This is a genomic window from Sphingobium sp. (genome assembly GCF_032153725.1).
Taxonomy (GTDB): Bacteria; Pseudomonadota; Alphaproteobacteria; order Sphingomonadales; family Sphingomonadaceae; genus Sphingobium.
Window position 1 is genome coordinate 72840 of the sequence record NZ_JALDYQ010000003.1, and the last position, 26278, is coordinate 99117.

Sequence of the window (26278 nt, forward strand, 5' to 3'; positions counted from 1 at the left end):
ATATCGTACAAGCCTCTCATAACCACAGGAGAAAGAGCGGATGCGCAAAAGGACATCCCGAAAGGTCCGAGCCGGATTTCTGGCGCTTATGCTGGGCAGCGCCTTCCCCTTGGCGGCCCAGACCGTTCTGCCGCAGCCGGCACAACCCTTCGCCGGCAAGATCGGCGAAACCTATGCCGATTCGGTCGCCGCCTTTCCGAAACCAGTGGCCGCGCCCAGCGGGGCGCCCAACATCGTCCTGATCCTGACCGACGATGTCGGCTTCGGCTCCGCTTCCACCTTTGGAGGGCCGGTCCCTACTCCCAATCTCGACCGGCTGGCGGCGCGGGGGCTGGTCTACAATCGTTTCCATACCACCGCCATGTGTTCGCCCACACGCGCGGCCCTTCTCACCGGACGGAATCATCATGCGGTGGGCAATGCGGTGGTGAGCGACATCGCCACCGGCTATCCCGGCTATTGGTCGATGATCCCCAAATCCGCGGCGACCGTGGGCGAGATACTGCGCCAGAACGGCTACAACACTGCCATGTTCGGCAAGCATCATAATATTCCGATGCAGCAAGGATCAATCGCCGGCCCTTTCGATCAATGGCCCACAGGATTGGGATTCGAGCAATTTTATGGCTTCCTGGGGGGCGATACCGAGCAATGGACGCCCAAGCTCTATCGCGGAAATGCGCCCGCCGCGCAGAAATATGACGAGGACCCCGACTATATACTCGACCGCGACCTGGCGGATGAGGCAATCGGTTATGTCCATGCGCAGAAGGCGGCGGCGCCCGACAAACCCTTCTTCCTCTATTATGCGCCCGGCACCGCCCATGCGCCGCATCAGGCACCTGCGGACTGGATCGCGAAATTCAGGGGACGGTTCGACAAGGGATGGGATGCCGTCCGCGCCGAAACGCTGATACGCCAGATCAGGATGAAGATTGCGCCCACCGGGACCAGGGCGACGCCCCGGCTTAAGGATATCCCCGCCTGGGACAGCCTCAGCGCCGAGCAGAAGCGTATCTCCGCCCGGATGATGGAGGTTTACGCCGGGATGCTCGCCTATCAGGATGCGCAGATCGGGCGCGTGCTGGACGAACTCGAGCGGATGGGAGAGCGCGGCAACACGCTCATCCTGTTCATCGAGGGCGACAACGGCGCCTCCACAGAAGGCGGGATGCAGGGCAGCACCAACGAGCTGGGCACTTTCGCCAATGGTGCGAGCGAAGACATGGCCTGGTTGAACACCATGGCGGACAAGCTGGGCGGCAAGGACTGCTACGGTCATTTCCCGGTGGGCTGGGCGTGGGCCACCAACGGGCCATTCCCCTGGGCCAAGCAGATCGCATCGCATCTGGGCGGCACGCGCAATGGCCTTGTCGTGTCCTGGCCCGACCGGATCAAGGCGCGGGGCATCCGGTCGCAATTCACGCATGTCAGCGACATCATGCCGACCCTGTTGGAGGCGGCTGGCGTGCAGGCGCCCTCCAGTGTCAACGGCGTGCCCCAGCAGCCGATCGACGGCGTGAGCTTCGCCTACAGCTTCAACGCGCCCGAAGCGCCCGAGCAGCACGACACCCAATATTTCGAGATGATCGGCACGCGCGCCATTTACCATCGGGGCTGGATCGCCAGCACCACGCCCGCGCGCGTACCGTGGAAGATGGGCGCGTCCGACCGATCGCCCTTGGCCTATGAGTGGGAGCTGTATGACCTGGACAAGGACTATGCTCAGGCTCGGAATCTTGCCTCTCGCTACCCGGAAAAACTGAAGGAATTGCAGGCGCTGTGGACCGCAGAGGCGCAAAAGAACAAGGTCTTCCCGCTAGACGACCGGCAGACGCTCGACCGTTCCTCATCCTCGAGGATCGCTTTCGCGCCGCGCCGCAAGAGCTTCACCTATTGGGGCAGGGATATCAGCGTGGCTGAAGGCGCGGCGCCGATGATCCGGGGCCGTTCCTTCCGCATCGTCGCCGATGTGGACCTGCCTGCGGGCGGCGGCAACGGGGCGTTGGTGACCCAGGGCAGCAAGTTCGGCGGATGGAGCTTCTATCTGAAGGATGGCCGGCCCGCCGCGCATATGGCGTTGACCCAGCAGCCCGCGCACCAGTTCGATGTCGCCGCCGATGCGCCGATTGCGGCAGGTCCAGCGCAGATCGTCTATGATTTCGACTATGACGACGGCGGGCCGGGTCGGGGCGGGTTGATGCGGATCAGCGTCAACGGCGCGGAAGCCGCGCGCGGTCGGATCGATCGCACGATACTGATCCCGGCGGGTCTGGGCGAGACATTCGACATAGGCGACGACACCGGCGCGACGGTGATCGACTATCCCAAGGGCCGCGCCTTCGACGGCGCGATCCGCAAGATTGAGGTGTTCCTGAAATGAGAAAGAAGATGTTCGCTGCGGCGTTGCTTGGCTGCGCGTCGCCTCTGGCCGCGCAGACCGTGTTGCCCCAAGCCGCCCAGCCGTTCGCGGGCAGGATCGGGGAGACTTATGCGGATTCCGTGCCGGCTTTCCCCAAGCCTGTCACCGCGCCGCAGGGCGCGCCCAATGTGCTGCTGATCATGACCGACGATGTCGGATTCGGCGCCGCCTCGACCTTTGGCGGGCCGATCCCGACGCCCAATCTGGATCGGCTGGCGCAGCGGGGGCTGGTCTATAACCGCTTCCACACAACGGCGATGTGTTCGCCCACGCGGGCGGCGCTTCTCACCGGGCGCAATCATCATGCGGTGGGCAATGGCATCGTCGCCAATCTGTCGACCGGCTTTCCGGGATATAATAATCTGCTGCCGAAGAGTGCGGCAACGGTGGCAGAGATCCTGCGCCAGAACGGCTATAACACCGCGATGCTGGGCAAACATCATAATGCGCCCGAAGCGCATGTTTCACCCGCCGGCCCCTTCGACCTCTGGCCAACCGGGCTTGGCTTCGAGCATTTCTACGGTTTCATGGCCGCCGAAACCAATCAGTTCACGCCCGCCCTCTATCGCGGAAATGCGCCAGCCCCGACCTTGAGCGACGGCGTGCTCGACAAGGCGCTTGCCGATGAGGCGATCCACTGGATCCATAATCAAAAGGCCGCCGCGCCGGATAAACCCTTCTTCCTTTATTATGCCACCGGCTCCGCTCATGCGCCGGTGCAGGCGCCGGCCGAGTGGATCGCGAAATTCAAGGGCCAGTTCGACAAAGGATGGGACGCGGTTCGGGCGGAAACCTATGCTCGGCAATTGAAGCGGGGGATCATCCCGCGCGGCACCGTCAACACAGCGCGGCCCCAGGGGATCGCCGCCTGGAAGGACATGACGCCCGACCAGCACCGAATCAACGCGCGGATGATGGAGGCCTATGCCGGAATGCTCGCCTATCAGGATGCGCAGATCGGCCGTGTCCTCGACGAACTCGACCGTATGGGGGAAAGCGGCAACACGCTCGTCATGTTCATCGAGGGCGATAACGGCGCCGCCGCCGAAGCGGGTCCCAATGGCGGCACCAATCCGATGGCGGCCTTCGCCAACGGTGTGCGCGAAGATGAAAAGACGTTGCTCGCCAATCTCGAAAAGATCGGCGGGCCGGAAGCCGTCGCCAATTTCGGCTATGGCTGGGCCTGGGCGACCAACGCGCCCTTTCGTCTGTTCAAACAATATGCCTCCCATCTGGGCGGCACGCGTAACGGCTTTGTCGTCTCCTGGCCCGACCGGATCAAGGCGCGGGGCATCCGGTCGCAATTTACCCATGTGACGGACATCATGCCGACCATATTGGAAGCGGCGGGTCTGAAGGCCCCAGAGAGCGTCAACGGCGTGGCGCAACAGCGGATCGACGGGGTGAGCTTCGCCTACAGCTTCGACGCGCCCAAGGCGCCCGAGCGGCATGACACCCAATATTTTGAGATGATGGGCAACCGCGCCCTCTACCATCAGGGCTGGCTGGCCAGCACCATAGCGGTGAATGCGCCATGGAAGCCGGGCGACGGCTCGAAAAAGCCCAGTGATTATGGCTGGGAACTCTATGATCTGCGCCATGATTTCGCGCAAGCACATGATCTGGCCGCGCGCGAGCCGCAGCGGCTCAAGGAGATGCAGGCGCTGTTCCGGGCGGAGGCGGAGCGGAACAACGTGTTCCCGCTCGACGACCGGCTCAGCTTGGCGCGTTTCACCGCAGCCCAGGCGCAGCATCCACCGCGAACGCATTACAGCTATTGGGGTTCGGGGATCAGCGTGCCGGTTGTGAACGCTGCGCCGCTGCTGACGCGCAGCTTCCGCATCACGGCGGACATCGACCTCCCACAAGCGGCTAATGGCGCCTTGCTGGCGCTGGGCAGTCGTTTCGGCGGCTGGAGCTTTTACCTGAAGGACGGCCGCCCCGTCGCGCTGATGGCGGCGTCGCAGCAGGCAGGCGACCAGTTCCGCGTCGCTGCGACACAAGCGCTGGCGGCGGGGAAGATGCAGCTGGTGTTCGACTTCCGTTACGACGGCGGCGTCAATGGCGGCGGGGAGATGGCGATAAAGGCGGATGGCAGGGAAATCGCGCGCGACCGAATCGAACGCACCATCTCCAAGCTCCCGGAAATGACCGATACGCTCGATATCGGCTTCGATGCCGATACGCCGGTGACGGAAGACTATGCGCCCGGCGGGCATTTTTCGGGGCACATATATAAGGTCGATATCGTGACCGGCAGGCCCGGCGCGCCTGGCACTGTGGAATGACGGCATTGTGTACGATCCGGTTTCGTTGCTAAGGCTCATGCCTGATGAGCGATAACGATCGACCCGAAGTGGCAAGCAGACTGGCGGAAAGCCGCGCGCAAATCCTGCGCGCGGCGAGCAGCGTATTCCTTGATGCGGGCTTTGAACGCTCCAGCATAGACCAGGTCGCCGCAGCCGCGCGGATGAGCAAGCAGAGCATCTACGACCAGTTTCCGAGCAAGATTGCGCTGTTCGAGGCCGCTGTGCGATCCGAACTTGAGGCCGGGCAATCGAACATCGACACGATCGAGCCTACCGGAGACAGGGAAGAGACGCTGTTGGCATACGGCCTGAGGCTTTTCGACGGTTTTGCCGACCCGACCAATTTCGGCCTGTTCCGCGCGAACATCGTGGCGGCGAACCACCTTCCCGAGCTGGCCGACGAACTGCACGAACATCGCCTTGGGCTATCGCGCACATTGGCGGACTATCTTGATGCGCTGATCAGGGATGGGGTGTTGGCCGATGTCGATCCTCTGTCGGCCTCGATCCGTTTCGGTGGCCTTTCCGTCGAGGGGAGTCGCTATTTTCTGGGCATGCCTCTGCCTCGGCAGGAGGATCGTGCGACACTCGTGGCCCGCGCGCTCGATCTTTTCCTGCACGGTTATGCCCGGCAGGCCGACGCGCATGGTCCCGCCATCGATGCACTGCTCGATCAGGCCGCACCTCCGGTGATCGACAGCGGGGTGGCGCTTCGCCTGTCTGCCGAAAAGCTTCAGAAGCTGATCGATGCGGCGATGGCTGAATTTCAGGAACATGGCTATTCGGGCGCCAATGTCGATCGCATTGCCGCCGCCACTCATATCAGCAAAGCGACGATCTACAGGCAGTTCGGCAACAAGGAAGGATTATTCCGCCATGTGATCGAGGGGGAGATCTACGCGTCCAGCCTTTGCGATTTCGAGTGCGATACAGGCGAAGAACTGGACGAGGCGGTTACAAAGCTCGCCCGGCAGGTGCTGGACTGGCATCTCCAACCCTCAAACATTCGCATGCATCGTCTTCTGGTGCAGGGAAGCGCGCTGGTGCCCGACCTCGCCCGCCGATTTCATGACATGCGGGTAGCCGTGGTCGGGCGCGCGCTTGATCGGCTGCTCAGCGCTCATGGATGGCCCCGTCCCGATGAGGCGGCGGCGCGCTCCTTCTACCTGCTCGCAACCTTCGCCGTCCGTTTCCTGACCGTCAGGCAGCCGCCCGGTCCGGTTCAGCGCGATCTTCATTCACGCGAAACGGCCCGGCTGTTCCTGCATGGCCTTTCAGTCGAGCAAGCCTGGAGAATTTCGGAAGGGACCATAAGCTGAACTGACAGGGGCAAATCGATGCCTGACGAACATGGCCTTCGCCCACTGACCCCACCACCCGTTTTGACTGCGCGCGCCGGATCGGGAGGGCCGGCGGTCAGCGCGCCACGACCAGTTTCTGACCGCTGGGTTTCAGTCCGATGCGTTTGATTATGAAATCGGCGATTTTTTCCGCGACTATGCCTGCGGCACCGCCCGCCACGACATCTCCAGGATAGTGGGCGCCGCGCGGCAGTTGCAGGGCGCCGACGACAGCCGCCGCCGCCAGGACCGGCTTGGTATAAACGGGATAATCGCGGGAAAAGGCACGGGCAAGCGCCAGCGCCCCAGCAGTATGCCCGCTGGGGAAGGAGCGTAGGTCAGCGTCGCGCGATTTGCCCTTTGCCATATGATAGCTGCCTGTCCTGAGTTGTTTGGCGGGGCGCGTCCGGTCGACATTGTTTTTTCCCCACTCCTTGAAGCCGATGGCGATCAGATGGGCCAGAGCCATGCGGATGGCAGCGCGCTGCATGGCCGGCTTGCGCGCGAGCGTGCCGGCAAGGAGCAAGACGAGGGAAAGTGCCATAAGTGGCGGTTCGTCGCCAATATTGCCCAGTTTGCCCAGTTGTCTGGCGGCTGCGGTTTGCAAAATGGGCCGAAGTGTCTCGACGATCCCGACGTCGATACGTTCGGGCAGGGAGAGTTTTTCGATCCTCTGTTTGGGCAGTCGCCTTCCTCCAGCCATGTCTTTTCTCCTTAAACCTGCCGCGCGATGGCTGCATCGATCATGGCGCGGTAGACGATCCTTGCCTTGTCAGGCTCAAGCGCGCCCGCCTCTGCGCCAGCACGGACCATGGGATCGGTCGGGTCGAGCATGATGATCAGCATGCCTTTGGCCTCGCGTGCGACGGCTTCCCATTGGGTGCTGTAATGAGGGTGATGATCGTCGGGGTTGATCTCCCGATGCTTGCAGATGGTCCGGGCCAGCCGCTCGATCATCTCTGTGTCGTCCATGGCTAGGAGACGCACTCGGGACGGGCGGGTTCCCGACATGGATTTCCCTTGAAACCGGGAACCATATGGCGGTTACCTGCGACCAGGCGAGATACTGCCCGATCTTGCGGCGAAGTCGCACCATGCATGCATTGGCCGATATTTCATGGAACGAAGCCTTGCATCAGTGATTGGAATGGGGCCGAGCCGCCTGCCGGTGCCACCACTTGCACTCGGGATAATAAGCGGCCAGACAGCCGCGCGGGATGTTCGATCAATCCCTCGCGCGCCGCGCCGTTCCATCCTTCGACATGCCTTCAAGGGCAATGGTCTGGCCGGTTGACAACCCTTCGCGCAGCATATCCTCCGGGTTCATGAAGAGCATGTCGCGCGTCCCCTTCACCCCGCGAAAACGGTCATGATAGCCATAGATGGTGGCGATGCGGCGATCCGTGAGGGGAAATACGATATTGCCCCATAAAGATTGGGATCAACCCGTTCATCAAAATAGCGCGATTGATGATCAGCGGTTGATCAGCTGCGCGAGTTCGGACGGCCGCAGTTCGGCGCGGAGCTGATCGCTTGCGCATTGGCGCGGCGCCTTGTCAGGCCGCCAGCGCAGGAAGCGCGTACCATGACGAAAGCGCCCCCGCTCCGTTCGAGCCAGCGCCGTGCATCCTCGATCCGCCGGCTGGCGGGTGACAGCAGCAGGGTGGCGTTCCCTTCCCTGGCATGGAAACGTTCCAATGCCACCCGCCTTTCGCTCATCGGGGCATCCAGAAGATTTCCATTGCCCATGTGCAGGCAGTCGAACAGCATCAGCTGGGCCGGGGTTTTCAGCGATAGCCGCCTGATCCGGCTTTCGGCGGGATGAAGGCGCTGTTGCAGGGCCTCGAAGGAGAGCGTCTCGCCAATCGGCAGGATCAGTTCGCCATCCAGCACGAAGTGCCGTTCGCCGGCCTTCAGCAGCAACCCCACAATTTCGGCGAAGAAGCGGGCGAGCGACTTGCCGATTTCGAGAGGATGTCAGCCGCGTTCCCATCCCGGCCGACGATAGCGCGAAAGCCGTCCCATTTGGGTTCATATTGCCAGCCCGGCGGATCGGGCAGTTCGGTGATCGCGCGCGCCTCCATCGGCGTGGGAAGCGCCAGCATAGCTTTGGGTTCCGCAATCGTCATCAGCTCGGAACTGCCATAGGCATCGTGAAAGCCTATTGCCGTTCGGAATACCTTGAACTTGGCTGTCGTGGAATGACTCCGCGCTTTTCCGCGTCTCGCCTGAAACTTCAGAAGATCCGGGAGGGGGAGGAGATGGATTTACAGCTTCATGGGGCTTTTTCCCTGGATGCCTCCCCTCTGGGCGATAAGCGGACCCAGAGCGGTGCATGATCGCTGGTCCGCTCCCACCCGCGCGGCGCGGTATCGACTTCGGCCTCCGTCAGTCGGGACAGGGCGAATGGATTGAGCAGCACATGGTCTATCCGCAGGCCCGCATTACGTTCGAAGGCGCCGCGCCAATATTTCCAGAAGCTGTAAACCGTATCGTGCGGATGGAGATGGCGCACGGCATCAATCCAGCCTTGATCGAGCAGGCGTTGCCATCCGGCCCGCACTTCCGGCGCGAACAGCGCATCGTCGCGCCAGCGGTCGGGGGCATAAACATCCAAATCGGTCGGGATGATGTTGAAGTCGCCAGCGATCACGACCGGCGCATTGAGCGCCACGAGGCTTTCCAGATGCGCGTGCAGCCGATCCAGCCAGCGCAGTTTGAAATCATATTTGGGACCCGGCCGGGGATTGCCGTTCGGCAGGTAGAGCCCCGCGATCAGGATGCCGCCAACTGCCGCCTCGATATAGCGGCTCTGCACATCCTCGGCATCGCCCGGCAGCCCGCGCCGGGTTTCGTGGATTTCCCCGATGCTGCTTAAAATGGCAACGCCGTTCCAGCGGCTTTGCCCATGCCAGATGACGTCATAGCCCGCTGCGCGGATGGCGGCTTCGGGAAATCGCTCTTCCGGCGCCTTCAGTTCCTGAAGGCAGACGATGTCGGGTTCCGCTGTCTCAAGCCAACGAAGCAGGACAGGCAGGCGGCCATTGACGCCGTTCACATTATAGGTCGCGACTTTCATGGCTTCCGCAGCCACGGGAATGGGCTTCCGGCCAAGGGGACCGGCAAGTGGAGGCTTGCGCCCCCGCCTGTCATGGGCCGCCCGTGGCTTCGGCGTTATTGGCCATATGCGATTGATCGGCGCCCGTTCGGCTGGTGTTGAAGAAGCCTGTCGCCAGCAGGACCGCGAAGGCGATCACCACAAGGACCAGGCTGACCGTCAACACATAGCGGGTCACATGGGTCGATGCGCCGCCGCGGACCTCGTCGCGCGAGATGTGGGTGACGGCTTTGCCGTCCTCATCCTCCTTGTGCATCGAAGCTCCTTTCAGGGTGAAAGCCATCGCCGCAGGCGTTCCCGTTCAAACAGTTCCTCATCGGGCCCACCACCTCGGCTATTCGTCCGTCCTGTCGTGCAGGTCGCGCGCCATTTTCAGGTGGCCCTCGACAACCGGCGCAATATCGCCGGCAACGGCCTTCAGGCTGCCATCGGCACCGTCTTTCGCAAAGGACCGCATGAGTTTGAGGGCATCCTCATGCGCTTCCACCTGACCCTCGACATATTCCGCATCGAATTTGGCGCCGGTCAGCTTTTTCAGATCCGCCAGATCCTCCTTCTGATCGGCGGTCAGCGACGGATCGGGCTTCACGGTCGGTTGAGCCTTACCCGCCGCGGCCTTGATCTTCGCGGTGGACGCCGTGTGCGCCTCTATCATCTTCTGGGCAAATGCCTTCACTTCGGCTGACTGGGCGTTGGTCGCGGCCAGCCGGGCCGCGGCGATTTCAAAAGCGTCGCTCTTGCCCGCCATGTTGACGAAGTCCTGCGGCGTTGGCGTGGGCGTCATTTCCGCAACCGCATTCTCCGTCACATTTTCTATCCGATTGCCCATCGCATCGGCCGCAGCGCCCACGGAATTTGCGGCATTTGCAGCTCGCTGTTCCGTGGCTTGATTGCAGGCGGCGAGCGTCAGACCGGCCATCAGGACGGCAACTGTGGTGCGGTGCATGCTTCTCTCCTCGGTTTTGTGCCTTCTCCAACGCGCGCCAAGGCGGGCCGTTCCGGCTGCCTGCTCGCGGCGACCGAGGCTCAAGAGCATATCTGGAACGGCGGGCGTTACGGGAATCAGATCGCGGCCGATGCCGAAGGGCGCCGGCGCTTCCGTCAGGTTCAGGAGGGAGGGCAGTCCATCCGATGTTCGCCCGAAAGCCAAGCGATGCTGCCAATGCACCTGCGTTCGTTACAGGCCGGTAGCATCGAATCCACGAAATCGTTCCTGCGCGGCCAGCCGGACCCCGGCATTGGGCGCGCCATAGCCCTGATAGTCGCGTCGCTCTACAAATTCGAAGAAGAAGCGCTTGCGGAAAGCACGGCTGTAGAGTTGCCGATATTCGCCCTGCCCGTCGCGGTCATAGAGCATATGCATGTCGGCCATGCGACTGCTCTCCGCAGGGGTGAGGCCGAAGCGCGCCGCCAGATCGGCATAATAATTGTCGTTGATGGGCAGGATATCCGCGCCGGTCCTGTCCAGTCCGGCAGCCCGCTCGACCAGGTCCGGCGTTGCCAGGGCCAAATGCTGGTAACCGCCGCCGAAATTATGCTCAACGAAGCGCGACGTGAGGGTGCCGGTAGCTTCGGACGCGTTGAGGGTCAGGCGCAGGGCGCCATCGGCCGACTGGAGCGGCTGACTGAGCACCAGCCCGGACGGATCGATGACATCCGCCTGCGGGCTTTGCTGAAGACCGAAGAGCGACCGCCAATAGAGCTGCCAGGACAGATATTCCTCAATCCGCACCACCGCCGCCAGATGATCGATCGCCAGCGGGCGGGTGTCGGCGGCTTCTCCGGTCGGCTCAAATTCCTCCGCCCACATGGAAGGGACTTCATCCTCGCCCACCAGATAGACAAGGCTGCCGCCGATGCCGCGCAGCGCGGGCACGGCCAGATTGCCCGGCGCGTCATGCTCGCCGACTTCGCGGATGCCGAGATGGGCAGCGCGGGCGGCCACGGCATCACGATCCGGCACGGCCAGCCCGACCGCGCAGATGGACGGGCCGTGCGTCACCTCGAAACTATGGCCGAAGCCGGTCGGCGCGGCATTGATGACCAGATTGACCGACCCGGCCTGCCAACGCGTCACCGCCTTGCTGCGATGCTGGCCCGTCCGGGCAAAACCGAGCGAACGGAACATCCCCTCCAGCGCAGGCACATCCGGCGTGTCGACGGCAAATTCGACAAATTCGGGCCGCATGCCGGTTGGCGGCGGCGGCACGACGGAGGGGCGACCCAGCAGGCGCCCGGCGGCATCCTCGACATAGCGCAGCGAACGTAGCCCGTCGGCCGCGATCAGATCGGCGGACCAGCCCCGAAAGCGATCATTGAAGATTTCCAGAGACAGCGGCCCCTCATAGCCGGTCTTCACGATCTCCGCGACATAGTCTGCGACCGGCAGGCCACCCTGCCCCGGGAAATTGCGGAAATGGCGGCTCCAGTAGAGGAGGTCCATGTCCAGCTTCGGCGCGTCGGCCAATTGGACGAAGGCGATCTTGTCGCCCGGAATAGCGCGGATGCTGTCGCTGGGAATGCCGCGCGAGAGCGAATGGAAGCTGTCGAGGATGATGCCGATCGCCGGATGATCCACTTCCTCGACAATCGCCCAGGCATCGCGATGATCGAAGACGTGGCGGCCCCAGGCGAGCGCTTCATAACCGACGATGATGCCGCGTTTCGCCGCCCGTTCGCCCAGTTCGCGCAGGTCCGCGACGATGCGGCTGCGCTCGCCCAGAGCCAGAGGCGAGCAGTTGGAGCAGACCAATATCCGTGCCGTGCCCAGTTCGCCCATCAGGTCGAACTTCGCCTCCGCCCGGTCCAGCGCCTGTTGCCGCAGCGCGCCGGGCATCCCCTCAAAATCGCGGAAGGGCTGATAGAGCAGGCAGGCAAGGCCCAGATCGTCCAGCAGCGCCCGGACCTCGCGCGGGTTGAGCGGAGAAGCGATCAGGTCATTCTCGAAGATCTCGACCCCGTCGAAACCGGCGGCAGCGGCCGCGCGCAATTTCTCCTCCAGCGTGCCGCTCAGTGAAACCGTGGCGATGCCAAATGTCATGCGCGTCTCCTCTGCCGATAGGATCAGGCTTCCTCTGCGACCCGGAAGCTCTCCGCCATCCGTGCCGGATCGGCCTTTTTCCCCGTAAAATGTTCGAAAGCGCGGACGGCCTGATATACCGTCATGCCGCTACCATTCAAAGTGGTGCACCCCGCATCCCGCGCTTCGCGGAGCAATTGGGTTTCCAACGGGAAGTAGACGATGTCCGTGACCCACAAGGCGGGGCGGAGCAGGGCGCGGGGGATGGCGGAGCCAGGATAGCCCTCCATGCCCAGCGGCGTTGCATTGACGATGCCGTCTGCCGCCCCGACGGCTGCCGCCAGATCCTGTCCGACAATCGCCCGCCCCGCGCCATGAATGGCGTTGAGGGCAGCGCTCAACTCTTCGGCGCGCTCTATCATCGGATCGAAAAGGGTCAACTGGCCGACGCCCAGTTCCATCAGCGCATGCGCCGTTGCCGCGCCCGCGCCGCCCGCTCCCATCTGCACCACCCGGTCGAAGCGGGAAGCGGAAGGCAGGCCGGAGCGGAGATTTTCCGCGAAACCGTAAATATCCGTATTATAGCCGATCCGACGACTGCCGCTGAACACGACAGTATTGACCGACCCGATCTGCTGCGCCTGCGGCGAGAGTTCATCCAGACAGGCGATGATCGCCTGCTTATAGGGATGGGTGACGTTGACCCCCGCGAAGCCGGCTAGTTGCAACGCATCGAGCAGGCGCGGCAGGTCGCCCGCATCCATGCCTTCCACCGCCAGATCGAACAGGCGATAGACCAGCCTCAACCCCTGCGCGTCCCCTTCGCTCTCATGCAGCCGGGGGGACAGGGACGCCTGAATATCGCGACCGATCAAACCGGTCAGATAGCGGGCGGTAGCGGGGCAAGGCTTGGTCAAGATCGTGGTATCCGATGAAGAGAAAGCCGCCCCCGTCGCGCAGACGACAGGGGCGGCAAGAGGTCAGAATTTGAACTTCGCGCCAACATAGAAGGAGCGTCCGACCATGTCGTAAGTTCCCGAGTCGGTGCCGGTCTGCGAGCTGGCGACGAAGGGAATGCCCTTGTCGAACAGGTTGGTGATGCCGCCCCGCAACTGGAAGCCCTTCGTGATGTCCAGCGTCGTGAACAGGTCGAAGAGGTTATAGGGCTTCACCCCTACCTGCTCCGCCGCGGGCGTGGTGATCGCGCTGATGTCGCGCAGTTTGCCCTGATAGCGCCAGCGCAGGCCGATGCCGAACACATCGGAACTGTAGCCCACCGTCGTCAGCGCCTTCCACTTGGGCAGCGGACGGCCGGGGTTGCTGGTGCCGACGAAATCCTGCGCTGCGGTGCCGGCCAGGGTCTGGATCTTGTAATGGTTGAGCCAGCCGATTGCCGAGGACGCATAGATTTTGCCCGATCCATCGCCGATCCCGGCGTCCGACAGCTTCAACGACCAGCCGATCTGCACATCGACGCCGTCAGTATCGAGCGCGCCGAGGTTCAGATAGGGCTGGGCGATGCCGACGAGCTGGCCCGAGGAATCGCGCTGGATCAGCTGACAGAACTCGTTGCTGTTCGAATAGCCGGGGTTGGAACCGTCCAGATTATAGCATTTGGCCAGAACGGTAAGGCCGTTGATGGTCGAGATGACGTTGCGGATCTTGATATTATAATAGTCGACCGACAGCGAAATCCCCGACAACCATGGCGAGGACCATTTCGGATTGAAGACGAAACCGACATTGAAGGTGTTCGCCTTTTCGGGTGTCAGCGCGCTATTGCCCTGGATGAAGCCGCCGGTCGCGGTGGTGGCGAACTGATAGCCACTGATGGCCGCGGCCGGAATGCCTTGCGTGACGCACAGGGCGGCGACCTGCGCACCATTGGCGCCGGTCCGCGCGCTCGAACGGACATCGCACGGATCGCCGATGGCGGCCGGCGGCGTGCCGATGGCCAGCTGCGTGCCCGTGACCGGTGAGAACAATTCCCCGATATTGGGCGCGCGCACGGCCCGTTGATAGCTGCCGCGGATCAGCAGGGAGTCCACCGGCCGCCAGCGGCCGTCAAATTCAAAGCTTTTCACGCTGCCGGTCGGGTTATAGTCGGAATAGCGGAACGCCGCGCCCAGTCCCAATTCCTTGAAGAAGGGCGTGTCGGCCAGCAACGGCACGTCAATCTGCGCGGCGAATTCCTTCACGCTGATCTGCCCGCGTGCCGGGTTCGATCCGACCACCGCTTCGATATTGTTGCTCACCAGATCGGGGCTGGGATCATATTTATACGTATTCTTGCGATAACCGGCGAGCAGCGCCAGTTGGACAGGCCCGGCGGGCAGGTTGAACAGCGGGCCGTTGATCTGGCCCTGAACCTGCGTCTGGGTCAGCCGCTCCTTGTTGTTGACGGTAGCGGTCATATAGTCCTGACAAGCCTGCGACAGGCTGGTCGCATTGGTGATGCCAAAGGGGTTGAAGCCGCCCGCGCAGATCGACGCGCCACCATCGGCTGCGTTGAGCAGCGTCTGGACGCGCGATTTCAGCACCGCGTTGAACATCGCCTGGTCGTGAACCGTTTCATCATAGGACGCGAAGCCGTCGAACTTCCACGACCCGCCGATCGTGCCCTTCAGGCCACCCAGATATTGCTGGACCCTGTAATTCTCGTCCCAGCCCTTGTCAGCGATGCCGACATAACGCGCGCTCCAGCGGAAGGGCGCGGTCGCATTGGTGCGTGAGTCGAGAATCCGCTTCAAATCGGCCGGAATGAACGGATTGGTGACGGGAATGGTGGTGAAGGGCGCGAATTGCGTCAGGCTGCTGCCGCTCTCCGTCGTGACGGTGGTGTCGACATAGAGGAACTGGCCATAGGCCGTCAGCGAATCCGTCAGGTCATATTCGCCCTTGGCGAAGGCTGACTTGCGTTCGAACTCGTTGAGGATCTGAAGCTGCGGACCCACCGGCATGCGCACATTGCCGCCGACCACGGCATAGGCACCCGTCGTCGGCCCCTGATAGTGGATCGCGCCGGTCTGGACGAACAGCGATCCATTGTTGTTGAAGCCCAGGTTCAGTGTCGGGTTGATCGCGCTGGTCACGCCATAGCTGGCAAAGACGCTGTTCAGCACCGCCTGGTTCGGCAAGTTGGTCGCATCGGGAACAAAGGCGCCCGTGCCGATGAAGGACGACGGCACCTTGTTCGCGAAGAAGCTGCGCTGCGAACCGGACAGCGGATCGCGATGGCCATAGCTCAGCGCCAGCATCAGCCGCCCGCGATCGCCGCCGAACCTGGTGCCCAGCGCGAGCGAAGCATTGAACTTGCCATAATCGCCGCCGAAGGAATTGCCATTCTGGATATCGCCGCGGATGCCGTCGAAATATTTGTCGGTCTTGAAATTGACGACGCCCGACATGGCGTCCGACCCGTAAATGGCCGAAGCGCCGCCGGTGATCACGTCCACCGATCCGATGATCGATTCCGGCAGGATGTTGATGTCGACATTGCCGTTGATGTCGGACAAAGGCAGGCGGCGGCCGTCGAGCAATATAAGGTTGCGGTTGGAACCCAGGCCGCGCAGGTTCAGCGTTGCACGCCCGCCCGCGCCCTGCCCACCGGTGCCGGAATTGCCCGACGGGGTGAAACCGGGAAGCTGGTTCAGCGAATCCTCCAGCGTGATCTGCCCGCTCTGCTGCACCAGTTCATCGGAGACGGTGACGATCGGGCTGACCGCGACATTGTTGGGGCGGGCGATCAGCGAGCCGGTGACGACGATATCGGCGCTGTCCGGCTGATCCGCCGTGGCATTGGCGGCGGGTGGCGCGATGGCGCTGCTTGCCGCTTCGGATGGGGCCGGCGCCTGATCCTGCGCCCAGAGCGGCATGGTGAGGGCGCTCAGCGCCATCGCCGCCAGCGACCCGCCCAGACGCAGTTGTTTGTCCAAATTCGATTTCATCCTATCCTCCCTAATATAATACAAACCATCAAGTTCGTACATTTATGACATGCGCCGGGCCGCAATGGGCATTTTCAGTCCAGTTCGACCCGGCGCACATCCCCCACGATGAAAATATAGGCGACAGCTCCCACCAGAGCGAGCACCGCGATAAAGGCCAGCGCACCGTAGAAAGATCCGGTCTGCCCAACGATCAAACCGACCACGATCGGCGTCACGATGCCCGCCAGATTGGCGCAGAGATTGAACACGCCCCCGGTCAGGCCGATGAACTGGCGCGGCGCCACATCGGAAATCAGCGTCCAGCCCAGATTGACCATCCCCTGACCGAAGAAAGCGACGGACATGATCGCGATCACCAGCGTATTGCTTTGCACGAAATTGGCGGCAACGATTGTCGACGCCAGCAACAGCCCGGCAACGATCGGCAGCTTCCGCCCGATATTGGCCGAACCGGTCCGCCGGATCAGCAGGTCCGACACTTGCCCACCCAGCAACACCCCCGCCGATGCGGCGATATAGGGCATCACCGCGAAGGTGCCGGACTTCAGCCAATCCATTCCGCGCTCGGTCGCCAGATAGGTCGGGAACCAGGTGAGAAAGAACACCAGCGTCGAATTGCCGCAAAACTGACCGATCGATGCGCCCAATATCTGGCGGCGGGACATCAGCTTGCGCACATTTGCCCAGGAGAAGGGAATCTTCTCTTCCTGACCGGAGACAGCCAGCCCGCCACCCGCACGGATATAGTCCAGCTCCGCCGCATTGACGCGGCGGCTTTCACCCGGATCGCGGTAGCGGGCATACATGATCAGGCCGAAGATCACGCCCAGGCTGCCAGCCATCAGGAACAAAGCGCGCCAGCCGAAGCTGCCCACGACCCAGAACAGCACGGGACTGAAGAAGGCCAGGCCGGCATATTGCCCGACCGCATAGACCGAATTGGCCCGCGCCCGCTCATCCTGCGGGAACCAGCTGCTGAGGATGCGGCTATTGCAGGGATAGCAGGGCGCTTCCGCCACGCCCAGCGCCAGGCGGAAGCCGAAGAGCATCCCCACATTGGCGGCAATGCCGTGCAACAAGGTAAAGACAGACCATAAGACAAGCGACCCCGCATAGGTGATCCGCGTTCCCAGCCGGTCCAGCGCCAGCCCGCCCGGAATCTGCGCCGCGGCATAGGTCCAGGAGAAGGCGGAGAAGATGAAGCCCATCATCTCCGGCGAAATTTTGAGTTCCGCCGTCAATGCCGGCGCAGCCACGCCTATCACCGCGCGGTCCATATAGTTGATCAGGGTGGCGACGCTGATCAGCGCCAGAACGCCGAGCCGCGCTCTGGTCGGCCGCAACATGTCGGTGGGCGCCCTCATGCCGCGTTGCTCCGGTCGTTCCGGAGCAGATGGCGCACCGCCAGCGCGTAGCCATCCACGCCCAGCCCGGACATGATGCCGGTCACGGATCGCGTCATGATCGAGCGCGAACGCCATTCCTCCTCGCGCCGGTGGATGTTGGAGATATGCACTTCGATGACCGGGCAATCGCACATTTTGAGCGCGTCCAGCACCGGATAACCCGCATAGGAAAAGGCGGCGGGGTTGATGACGATCCCGAAGGCACCGGCCCGCGCTTCATGCAGCCAGCCGACCATTTCATGTTCGGCATTGGTCTGGCGAAAGGTCAGGCCGATATCGGTGCCTTCCAGTTCGCGCAGGCAGGCGGCTTCCACGTCGGCCAGGGTTGCGCTGCCGTAAATCGCGGGGGCCCGCACGCCCAGAAGGTCGAGATTGGGTCCGTTCAGCACATGAATGAAACGCTGGCCCATGATCGGCCCTGTCCTCCCCATCGCGCCGGGATGCACTTCCCGATCTTGCAGAATCATATTTACGCCAAAGCAAGCGCCCCGGCAAGCAAAATGTACTAACTAGCTAGTACATAAATTCACGGCAGCGGCCGGATGGCGATGCGATCGGCCTGATAGGACCCCAGCCACAGCTTCCGCCCAACGATTACCGCCGCCGAAACACCGTTGAAAACCGGATCGGGGGCGCTATGGGCGACCAGCGAAACCCGCCGCGTCAACGGATCGAGCTGCGCCACGGCATAGCCGCGATGGCAGGTCATCCCGTCGGCGACGCCATTGACGATCTGCCGCACGCCGCCGCACGCCGGCTCATCCCGCACCATGCCCGCCAGCAGCAATCGGTCGCCGTCCCAATGGATATTGTCCGGCATGAACTCAGGCGCCTGCACCCGCCACAGCGGTTGCGCCGTGTCGCGCCGGGCATAGGCCACGACCTCGCGCAATCCGAAGGCGATGACATAGAAGCCGCTATCGTCCCGCGCCGTTTCCAGCCCGTTATTGCCCGGCAATTCCGTTCCCGGCAGCAGGCGGAACGCGCCCTCCCCGGGCCCGCGTTCGTAAACGCCGCCGGTCACGCGCCCCTGCACGAAGTCCGTGATGCTGGTTCCCGGCCGCGTCAGAACGGTGGCGATCACCGTACCATCGCCATAGGAGGCGACGCTGTTGGCGACATGTCCCTGCGGCATCGCCAGACAGCCCTGCCACCGCAATTGCGGCCGCGCCTGCGGATCGCGATAGTCGACGGCGAAGACCTCGATCGCCTCCCGCCCGCCATGGTTGACCACCAGCAGTCGCGCTTCGCCCGGCGCGACGACGCGCACGCTGAGGCCCCGCGCCGTGAACAGCGCCGGATCGGGCGGCGCGGCGCAGTCGCCATAAAGCGGATCGCGGGCGATCTGCGCCGCCACCCCATGGAACCAGAGGGTCGCCCTGTGGGTCCGGCTGTCGATGATCTTCAGCCCCGCGCCAGTCGCAAAACCGCTCGCGATCACCCAGGGGGTATCGGGAATATGGGCCAGATCCTCCGGCTTCATCGCCCCGCAGACGAAGGAGAATTGCGTGGTCGAGGGGCATGTCGCGACCTTCCCCGATGGCGGCACGGTCGCGCAGCCGCCCAGCAGCGCCAGTGCGAAAAGGCAGGCGCGCCTCATGTCACGCGATAGACCCGGATGCGGACGGCAGGCCGGGGCACAGCCTCCGGCGGCGGACCCAGGGTACCGACGAACACCGCCCTATTGAGCCAGTCATGCGGCCCTTCGGGTGCTTCGAAACTGGGAATGGTGCGCATATAGCGTTGCTTTGCATCCGGCACCCGACTGTTGGTCAGCCCGACATTGCGCACATGGATCAGCGCGCCGTCTTCGGCCTGCATCATATAATCCGCCTCGATGACGGTCCAGTTATCGGACCGCTGCAATTGCCAGTCGGCACCCCCGGCCAGTATCTTTCCGCGAATGCGCGGCCCGGCAAAATGACCGCCCGTGATCGGCACCCGCCGCCGCGTGCCGAGCGGGGTCTGGCCGACCTCGATCGTCGGCTCCAGCGTGGCGATCGCCTCATAGACAAATTCCAGACCCGGCTCATCCGCCACCGCCGCCCGTGCGTTACCAGCCCCGGCCCATGCCGCCAGAACCGCGCCGCCCGCCAGAAAATCCCGCCTGATCATGGCCCTTAATCCCTGATCCGCGGCCGTTCCGCCGGGAGCGTCGGCGCGCTGTCCTTGAACAGGGGCAAGGTCTTGAGATGCGGCCATTCGGCCATTCCTGCCTGATCGCCGAAGACATGCTGCCTGGGCCGCGACCGCGCCCATGCGGACCAGTCGCTCCCCGGGTTACCGCTGCGCGCAAAGGCCAGCAGCCGATCCATCATATCCGCCGACAAACGGCGATCCTCCGCCGTCCAGTCGCGCGTCACACGAAAGAGATTGAGGCTGTCCAGCGTCCCCAGCCAATAGGGCACATCGCCGGTATGATAGGCCCCAACGGTCGCCGGATCATGATCGGCAAAGGATACTCCGGGCCGATAAGGATGGGTGCGCGTGAAGAAATAGGCAAAGACCGGCGCCTTTCCCCTGGCCGATTGTCCGTTCGCCCATTGCCACATCTGCACGCCCAGCGTCGAATCCCGCTCAATATCGCGGGCGGCGCGCCGCGCTTCCTCTGGCGTCCGCGCCGGATAGGCTTGCAGGATTTGCGCGGCATGCGCGGGGAAAACGGCCTGCACCGCCTTCTCATAGTCCGCCACGCTCGCGACCGGCCCCAGCGAGCGAAAGCTTTCATCGCGGGTGAAGCCAATCATGACGGGCACATCGCTTTGCCGCCCGGCCGCAAAATCCGCTTCCGGCGGCACTGGCACGATCCGCCCGTCCAGCACGATCGGCCGCCGCCTGACCGGCGCCGCCAGTGCGATCAACCGGTCGGCGGGGATATTGCGCATCTCCTCGATCGATGTCGCGCCCAGCGCCTTTTGCAGCGCCACGCCTTCCGCCTCCGCTTCGGTCAGCGGGGCTGGAGCCATCAGCCCGCCCAAAGCACTCCCGCTCATCCCGACTACGCGGTGGAACAGGCCCTTGGCCGCTGGGCTCGCCTGCAACAGCGACACCGACATCGATCCCGCCGACTGGCCCGCAATCGTCACATTGCCCGGATCGCCGCCGAAACCGGCAATATTGCGCTTGATCCATTGCAGTGCGGCGATCTGGTCCTTCAGTCCATAATTACCCGAACTGCCCTTGCCCTCCGCCGTCAGATCGGGATGCGCCAGGAAGCCGAGCGGTCCGACCCGATAGGCGATGGCGACATAGACCGCCCCCTTGGCCGCCAGCGGTTCGCCCGAATAATTGGCCATGGAGGCCGACCCGACATTGAAGCCACCGCCGTAGATCCAGGCGATCACGGGATAGTTTTTGCCCGCCGGCGCTGGCGCGGACGGCGCCCAGATATTGAGATAGAGGCAGTCCTCGCTGGTCGCCTCCTCCCCGAAATAATGGTTGATATTGCGCCCGCGCAGCGGCTGGATGCATTCGGGCGCGGGACGATCCGCGTTCCACACGCCTTGCCACGCCGCATGAGGCTGCGGATCGCGCCAGCGCAATTCGCGCACCGGCGGCGCGGCGAAGGGCACGCCCAGCCAGGCGCGCACCCCCGAAGGCAGCTGCTTGCCCGCCACCAGCCCCGCCTCGGTCCCAACCGGATTGCCCGCAGGACTTTCCACCACCTGCGCCGAGGCTGCCGACGCCACCGCCAGCAGCGCCAGAGCCAGGCCGCGCATCAGCGCGCGCCCTTCAACCGTGCGTCGAAGAAACGGAAGCTCAAGTCCAGCGCCCGCAGGCTGGCCGCCCGCGTCGCCGCCGCATCCACGCCGATCCAGCTATGGCCGACGCCGGGGATGATCTCCAGCGTGACCGGGACTTTCGCAGCCTTGAGCTTCGCCGCCAGTTCCTGCGACTGGGTCACGGGCACGGTCTTGTCGTCGCTGCCATGGATCAGCAGCATCGGCGGGTCCCCGGCATCGACATGGGCGGCAGGGCTGGCGGCGGCGATGCGGCCGGGCGGGCAATTGCCCTTCACGCAGTCGAGATAGCGGTCCTCCGCCCGGGGCGTAGCCGCCTGGGGCATGGTCGCGAAATCATAGACGCCGTACCAGCCGACCGCCGCCTGCACGCAATCGCTCACGCCCGCATTGCTCTTGTCCGCGCCGGTCGGCGCATGGCCGCAATCGAGCGCGGCCAGCGCGGTCAACTGTCCGCCCGCCGATCCGCCCCAGATCGCGGCATGTCCCGCATCGATGCCATAACGGGCGGCATTGGCCTTCAGGAAACGGATCGCCGTGCGCACATCATCGATCGCGGCGGGGAAAGGCGCCTCTCCCGACAGCCGATATTCCAGCGATGCCACGACATAGCCACGCGCCGACAGATCGGCCAGCACGGCAGGGAAATCGCTGAACGCGCCCGATTGTCGCGTATGCCCCGCCATCCAGCCGCCGCCATGGACATAGATCACCAACGGCAACGGCCCGGCAGCCTTGGCCGGTCGATACAGGTCGAGCGTGATCGGGCGATAGCCGGCTATGGTGGAATAGGGGATGTCGGCACTGACATTGACACCGTTGGCGAGCGGGAGGATGCGTTCGGGCAGTGGATCGCCCAGCGCCGGCTCAGGGCCAGTGGCAAGGCGGGCGATCTGCGCCGGTGCCGATCCAGCCAGCATGCCCGTGGCGATGATGAAGGCCAATGCCGTGCCGATCCACTTCCGCATATCTCTCTCCCGTTATAGCCGATTTTTTGATCGAACTATTTCGTACAGGAATAAGCGAAGAAAAAGCGCGAGGCAAGTCATGTCAGCGTCGACACCAGCTTTCGATGACATCGATCACGCTCATGCGGCGGCGCGCCAGCGCCTTGGGCGAACTCATGTCGCGCTCAAAACCATAGGAAAAAGTATAGCGGTTAGAGACATTGTAGAAGCAGAGCGCACTGATCGTCATGTGTAGTTCGACCGGATCGATGCCCTCGCGAAAATGACCGCTGGCGACACCCCGCGCGAGAATGTTGCGCAATTGATCGACCACCTTGCGGTTGCGTTCGCGGATGCCCGGCACTTCCCCGATATGGGCGCCGCGCAGGATATTCTCATTCATCACCAGCCGCACGAATTCAGGATGCTGGTTATGATAATCGAAGGTCGCGCCCACCACATCGCGCAGCGCCGCATCGGGCTCCAGATGATCGCGTTGATTATCGGCATCCACTTCGCGGACGGCGGTGTAGGCGCGCTCCAGCACCGCCCGATAAAGTCCCTCCTTGCTGCCGAAATAATAATAGATCATCCGCTTGGACGAATTGGTTCGTTCGGCAATTTCGTCGATCCGCGCGCCGCTGAGCCCTTTGTCGGCAAACTCCTCGGTCGCGACTTCCAGGATGTTGAACCGGGTTTCCTCCGCCTCTACGGCCCGCGCGCTCCGGCTACTATCATTCCTTGTCAGCGCGGATTTGGCCACTGCATTCTTCCTCTTGTCCCGGTCGCGTCGCTCCACATATTCACCGCGCCCGGAAGACAGCAACTAAATTCGGCGGCCGCCGCCGACCTTAGGGCGGATCGACATGCAGAAGATGACGAACCGAAAATGCCGGTTTTTCGTGACCCGGAGCGCAGCGTACTCAAAGCATGTGAGCACCGGAAGCGCGGAAAACCGCCATTTTCAGGCCGTCAGGGCTGAATGTCGATCGGGGCCCTAGCCCTCATTCATCCGGCTGGAGATGGCCCGGCCTGCCACGCGGGCGAAAATTCAGGACGGTGGAACGTCCTCCGGCTGCGCCGCGATCAGCGCCAGCGCTGTACGCAACCCCGCGACATCCTGTCCGACGATCAGCCGGGCGAAACGCTCCTCATGCGCATCCATGATCTTGTCGACCTGCCGCCGCGCCTCCTCCCCGGATTTCGTCAGCGTCAAGGCGAACGAGCGTCCGTCAACCGGCGACTTGTCCAGATAGCCCCGCTTCGACAGCGCCGAAATCAAAGGGACCATATTGGTTCGACCGATGCCCAGCATTCGGCCCAGATCGCTTTGGGTGCAGTCCGGATTGGCGCCGATCAGAATCAGAATCGTGCCTTCCACCGGCCGCAGCGCGATTTCCCCCAGCGCCCGACCCAGGTCGGCCATCATCGCGGAGGATGCCCGCCGCAACAAATAGCCCAGCCGCGAGGCGATCGGATCGTGCAGGATTTCGGATGTCATCAGTTTGCTCACCGCCTTCCGCAATAATGTTATTGCCCATGACAATCAACATTGTTATGACTCATAACAATAAGAAGGAGCGAGGATATGCCTGCATCGGAAATTCTGTTGGTAATCGGCGGCGAATCGCGCGCCGCTGACGCCAGTTTCGACCGCGCCAATCCCGTGACCGGCGAAGTCGCCACGCGCGCAGCCGCCGCTAGTGTCGATGATGCCATTGCCGCCGTTGAAGCCGCCAGGGCCGCCTTCCCCGGCTGGTCGGTGCTTGGTCCCAATGCCCGTCGCGCCGCGCTGATGAAGGCAGCCGACGCACTGGACGCGAAAGCCGCCAAATTTATCGAAGCGATGATGGAGGAAATCGGCGCTACTGAAGGATGGGCGCGCTTCAACCTGATGCTCTCCAGTTCCATGGTGCGTGAGGCGGCCGGCCTCACCACCCAGATCGGCGGCGAGGTCATTCCATCCGACAGGCCCGGCTGCATTGCCATGGCGATCCGCGAACCCGCAGGCGTGGTGCTGTCGATGGCGCCGTGGAACGCGCCAATCATCCTCGCCACCCGCGCCATCGCCGTGCCGCTGGCCTGCGGCAATACCGTGGTGTTGAAGGCGTCCGAACAATGTCCGCGCACCCATGGCCTGATCATCGAGGCGTTCGTTGAAGCGGGCCTTGGTGGCGGAATCGTCAACCTCATCACCAACGCACCGCAAAATGCGGCGGAGGTGGTCGGCGCGATGATCGATCATCCCGCCGTGCGCCGGGTGAATTTCACCGGCTCGACCGCCGTGGGCAGGATCATCGCGAAGCGCTGCGCCGAGAATCTGAAGCCCGTGCTGCTCGAACTGGGCGGCAAGGCGCCGCTGATCGTGCTGGAGGATGCCGATCTGGATGAAGCCGTGAAGGCCGCCGCCTTCGGCGCCTTCATGAATCAGGGTCAGATCTGCATGTCGACCGAGCGAATCATCGTGGTCGATGCCGTGGCCGATGCCTTTGCCGCGAAGTTCCAGGCCAAGGTCGGCACCATGGCGGTCGGCGACCCGCGGGAGGGCAAGACGCCGCTCGGCGCCGTGGTTGACATGAAGACCGTCGCCCATGTCCGGTCGCTGATCGACGATGCACTGGCTTCGGGGGCGACGCAGCTGAACGGCGGCGAGGCCAATGGCGTGCTGATGCCCGCCCATGTGATTGACGGCGTGACGCCGGAAATGAAGCTGTTCCGCGACGAAAGCTTCGGTCCTGTGGTCGGCATCATCCGGGCACGGGACGAGGCCCATGCGATCCAGCTTGCCAACGACACCGAATATGGCCTGTCCGCCTCCGTCTTCACCCGCCACACCGGGCGCGGCCTGAAGGTGGCGCGGCAGATCCAGTCGGGCATCTGCCACGTCAACGGCCCCACCGTCCATGACGAGGCGCAAATGCCTTTCGGCGGGGTCAAGGCATCGGGCTACGGCAAATTCGGCGGCCGGGCAGGCATCGACAGCTTCACCGAGTTACGCTGGATCACCATGGAAACCGAGCCGGGTCACTATCCCATTTGAACTTTTCCTCCCGTCCGTCACCCCGGACTTGATCCGGGGTCCCGCTTCTTTCGCCGCACGAAGAAGAAGGAAACGGGATACCGGATCAAGTCCGGCATGACGAATTTCTGCTAAAGGATCAAACATGACCAATATTCTCCAAGTCGAAGGCGTCGAACAGGCCGAACTTGAAACCGTTGCCTACACGATCGAAAACGGCATCGCCTGGGTCAGCCTGAACCGTCCCGACAAGCGAAACTGCATGTCGCCGCGCCTCAATCGCCAGATGATGCGCGTTCTCGATGAACTGGAGTTCCGCGATGACGTCGGCGTCCTCGTCCTCACTGGCGAGGGCACCGCCTGGACCGCGGGCATGGACCTGAAGGAATATTTCCGCGAAACCGAAGCGCAGGGCCTGCGCGGCACGCGCGGCGCGCAGCGCGAAAGCTATGGCTGGTGGCGCCGCCTGCGCTGGTATCAGAAGCCGACCATCGCCATGGTCAATGGCTGGTGCTTCGGCGGGGGCTATGGCCCGCTCTTCGCCTGCGACCTCGCCTTCGCGGCGGAGGAAGCGCAGTTCGGCCTTTCCGAAATCAACTGGGGCATCCTGCCCGGCGGCGGCGCGGCCAAGGTGGCGGCCGAACTCACCAGCTTCCGCAACGCCATGTACCATTCGCTGATGGGCGAGAATATAGACGGCAGGAAGGCCGCCGAATGGGGCTTCGTCAATGAAGCGCTGCCGCTCGCGCAGCTCAGGGATCGCGTCACGCAAGTCGCCAATGTCCTGCTGACCAAGAACCCGGTTGCCCTGAAGGCCACCAAGGATGCCATCCGCCGCGTCCGCGAAATGTCCTATGACAATGCCGAGGACTATCTGGTCCGCGCGCAGGAAGCGGCCAACAGCTACGACAATGAAGGCCGCAAGGAAGGGATCAAGCAGTTCATCGACGACAAGAGCTATAAGCCGGGTCTGGGCGCCTATGACAAGTCCAGGCAGAACGCCTGAAG

General features: G+C 63.3%; 23 protein-coding genes. 5 read left to right on the forward strand and 18 right to left on the reverse strand.

The genetic code is table 11. The features are described 5' to 3' along the window. Positions 1-40: 40 nt before the first annotated feature. From RUH75_RS02075 to RUH75_RS02085, 3 genes are read left to right on the forward strand one after another with little or no spacing between them, the layout of a single operon-like run. Entirely contained in the window at positions 41-2383 is a 2343-nt protein-coding gene (locus RUH75_RS02075; RefSeq protein WP_313801693.1) for an arylsulfatase, read from the forward strand. Further along, positions 2380-4710: an arylsulfatase gene (locus tag RUH75_RS02080; protein WP_313801695.1), complete on the forward strand. Its 2331-nt coding sequence runs from the start codon at positions 2380-2382 to the stop codon at positions 4708-4710. The genes RUH75_RS02075 and RUH75_RS02080 overlap by 4 nt, the downstream gene beginning before the upstream one ends. Before the next feature lie 44 nt (positions 4711-4754). Beyond that, positions 4755-6050 (forward strand): TetR/AcrR family transcriptional regulator, encoded by a 1296-nt coding sequence (locus tag RUH75_RS02085; protein WP_313801697.1) that lies wholly within the window; start codon positions 4755-4757, stop codon positions 6048-6050. Positions 6051-6147: 97 nt separating this feature from the next. On the opposite strand, the gene RUH75_RS02090 is transcribed toward RUH75_RS02085, so the two are convergent. From RUH75_RS02090 to RUH75_RS02175, 18 genes are all read right to left on the reverse strand, one after another. Continuing rightward, positions 6148-6774 carry a phosphatase PAP2 family protein gene (locus RUH75_RS02090; protein WP_313801699.1) on the reverse strand — a complete coding sequence of 209 codons (627 nt, stop codon included), beginning with the start codon at positions 6772-6774 and terminating at the stop codon, positions 6148-6150. 11 nt (positions 6775-6785) lie between these two features. Next, positions 6786-7043, reverse strand: a complete 258-nt coding sequence (locus RUH75_RS02095) for a hypothetical protein (protein WP_313801701.1) — start codon at positions 7041-7043, stop codon at positions 6786-6788. A gap of 513 nt (positions 7044-7556) precedes the next feature. Then, positions 7557-7994, reverse strand: coding sequence for a hypothetical protein (locus tag RUH75_RS02100; RefSeq protein ID WP_313801703.1), 438 nt, complete (start codon positions 7992-7994; stop codon positions 7557-7559). Further along, positions 7985-8200, reverse strand: a complete 216-nt coding sequence (locus RUH75_RS02105; protein ID WP_313801705.1) for a hypothetical protein — start codon at positions 8198-8200, stop codon at positions 7985-7987. The genes RUH75_RS02100 and RUH75_RS02105 overlap by 10 nt, the downstream gene beginning before the upstream one ends. Positions 8201-8346: 146 nt before the next feature. Then, on the reverse strand, positions 8347-9150 hold the full coding sequence (gene xth, locus RUH75_RS02110; RefSeq protein WP_313801707.1) for an exodeoxyribonuclease III: 804 nt from the start codon (positions 9148-9150) through the stop codon (positions 8347-8349). Between the two features lie 70 nt (positions 9151-9220). Next, complete coding sequence (locus tag RUH75_RS02115; protein WP_313801709.1) at positions 9221-9445, reverse strand: hypothetical protein; 225 nt, start codon at positions 9443-9445, stop codon at positions 9221-9223. A 78-nt stretch (positions 9446-9523) separates the two neighbouring features. Then, positions 9524-10135: a DUF4142 domain-containing protein gene (locus tag RUH75_RS02120; RefSeq protein WP_313801711.1), complete on the reverse strand. Its 612-nt coding sequence runs from the start codon at positions 10133-10135 to the stop codon at positions 9524-9526. Positions 10136-10366: 231 nt separating this feature from the next. After that, the gene (locus RUH75_RS02125) at positions 10367-12229 is read right to left on the reverse strand and encodes a bifunctional sugar phosphate isomerase/epimerase/4-hydroxyphenylpyruvate dioxygenase family protein (protein WP_313801713.1); all 1863 of its coding nucleotides are present in this window, start codon (positions 12227-12229) and stop codon (positions 10367-10369) included. A gap of 23 nt (positions 12230-12252) precedes the next feature. After that, the gene (locus RUH75_RS02130; protein ID WP_313801715.1) at positions 12253-13125 is read right to left on the reverse strand and encodes a shikimate dehydrogenase; all 873 of its coding nucleotides are present in this window, start codon (positions 13123-13125) and stop codon (positions 12253-12255) included. 63 nt (positions 13126-13188) lie between these two features. Continuing rightward, a complete protein-coding gene (locus RUH75_RS02135; protein WP_313801717.1) occupies positions 13189-16155 on the reverse strand; it encodes a TonB-dependent receptor domain-containing protein in 2967 nt (988 codons plus the stop codon). Positions 16156-16229: 74 nt separating this feature from the next. Continuing rightward, positions 16230-17522 (reverse strand): MFS transporter, encoded by a 1293-nt coding sequence (locus RUH75_RS02140; protein ID WP_313801719.1) that lies wholly within the window; start codon positions 17520-17522, stop codon positions 16230-16232. Then, a complete protein-coding gene (locus tag RUH75_RS02145) occupies positions 17519-18031 on the reverse strand; it encodes a type II 3-dehydroquinate dehydratase (protein WP_313801721.1) in 513 nt (170 codons plus the stop codon). Before RUH75_RS02145 ends, RUH75_RS02140 begins: the two co-directional genes overlap by 4 nt. Before the next feature lie 59 nt (positions 18032-18090). After that, complete coding sequence (locus RUH75_RS02150) at positions 18091-19164, reverse strand: hypothetical protein (protein WP_313801723.1); 1074 nt, start codon at positions 19162-19164, stop codon at positions 18091-18093. Continuing rightward, complete coding sequence (locus tag RUH75_RS02155; protein WP_313801725.1) at positions 19161-19679, reverse strand: DUF3237 domain-containing protein; 519 nt, start codon at positions 19677-19679, stop codon at positions 19161-19163. The genes RUH75_RS02150 and RUH75_RS02155 overlap by 4 nt, the downstream gene beginning before the upstream one ends. 5 nt (positions 19680-19684) lie before the next feature. Beyond that, on the reverse strand, positions 19685-21283 hold the full coding sequence (locus tag RUH75_RS02160; RefSeq protein ID WP_313801727.1) for a carboxylesterase/lipase family protein: 1599 nt from the start codon (positions 21281-21283) through the stop codon (positions 19685-19687). After that, on the reverse strand, positions 21283-22272 hold the full coding sequence (locus tag RUH75_RS02165) for an alpha/beta hydrolase (RefSeq protein ID WP_313801729.1): 990 nt from the start codon (positions 22270-22272) through the stop codon (positions 21283-21285). The genes RUH75_RS02160 and RUH75_RS02165 overlap by 1 nt, the downstream gene beginning before the upstream one ends. 82 nt (positions 22273-22354) lie before the next feature. Next, positions 22355-23014 carry a TetR/AcrR family transcriptional regulator gene (locus RUH75_RS02170; protein ID WP_313801731.1) on the reverse strand — a complete coding sequence of 220 codons (660 nt, stop codon included), beginning with the start codon at positions 23012-23014 and terminating at the stop codon, positions 22355-22357. 288 nt (positions 23015-23302) lie between these two features. After that, positions 23303-23752, reverse strand: a complete 450-nt coding sequence (locus RUH75_RS02175) for a MarR family winged helix-turn-helix transcriptional regulator (protein WP_313801733.1) — start codon at positions 23750-23752, stop codon at positions 23303-23305. A gap of 87 nt (positions 23753-23839) precedes the next feature. On the opposite strand from RUH75_RS02175, the gene RUH75_RS02180 reads away from it, so the two are divergent. Both RUH75_RS02180 and RUH75_RS02185 read left to right on the forward strand, forming a co-directional pair. Further along, positions 23840-25291: an aldehyde dehydrogenase gene (locus tag RUH75_RS02180; RefSeq protein WP_313801735.1), complete on the forward strand. Its 1452-nt coding sequence runs from the start codon at positions 23840-23842 to the stop codon at positions 25289-25291. Positions 25292-25415: 124 nt separating this feature from the next. After that, a complete protein-coding gene (locus RUH75_RS02185) occupies positions 25416-26276 on the forward strand; it encodes a p-hydroxycinnamoyl CoA hydratase/lyase (protein ID WP_313801737.1) in 861 nt (286 codons plus the stop codon). Positions 26277-26278: the final 2 nt, after the last annotated feature.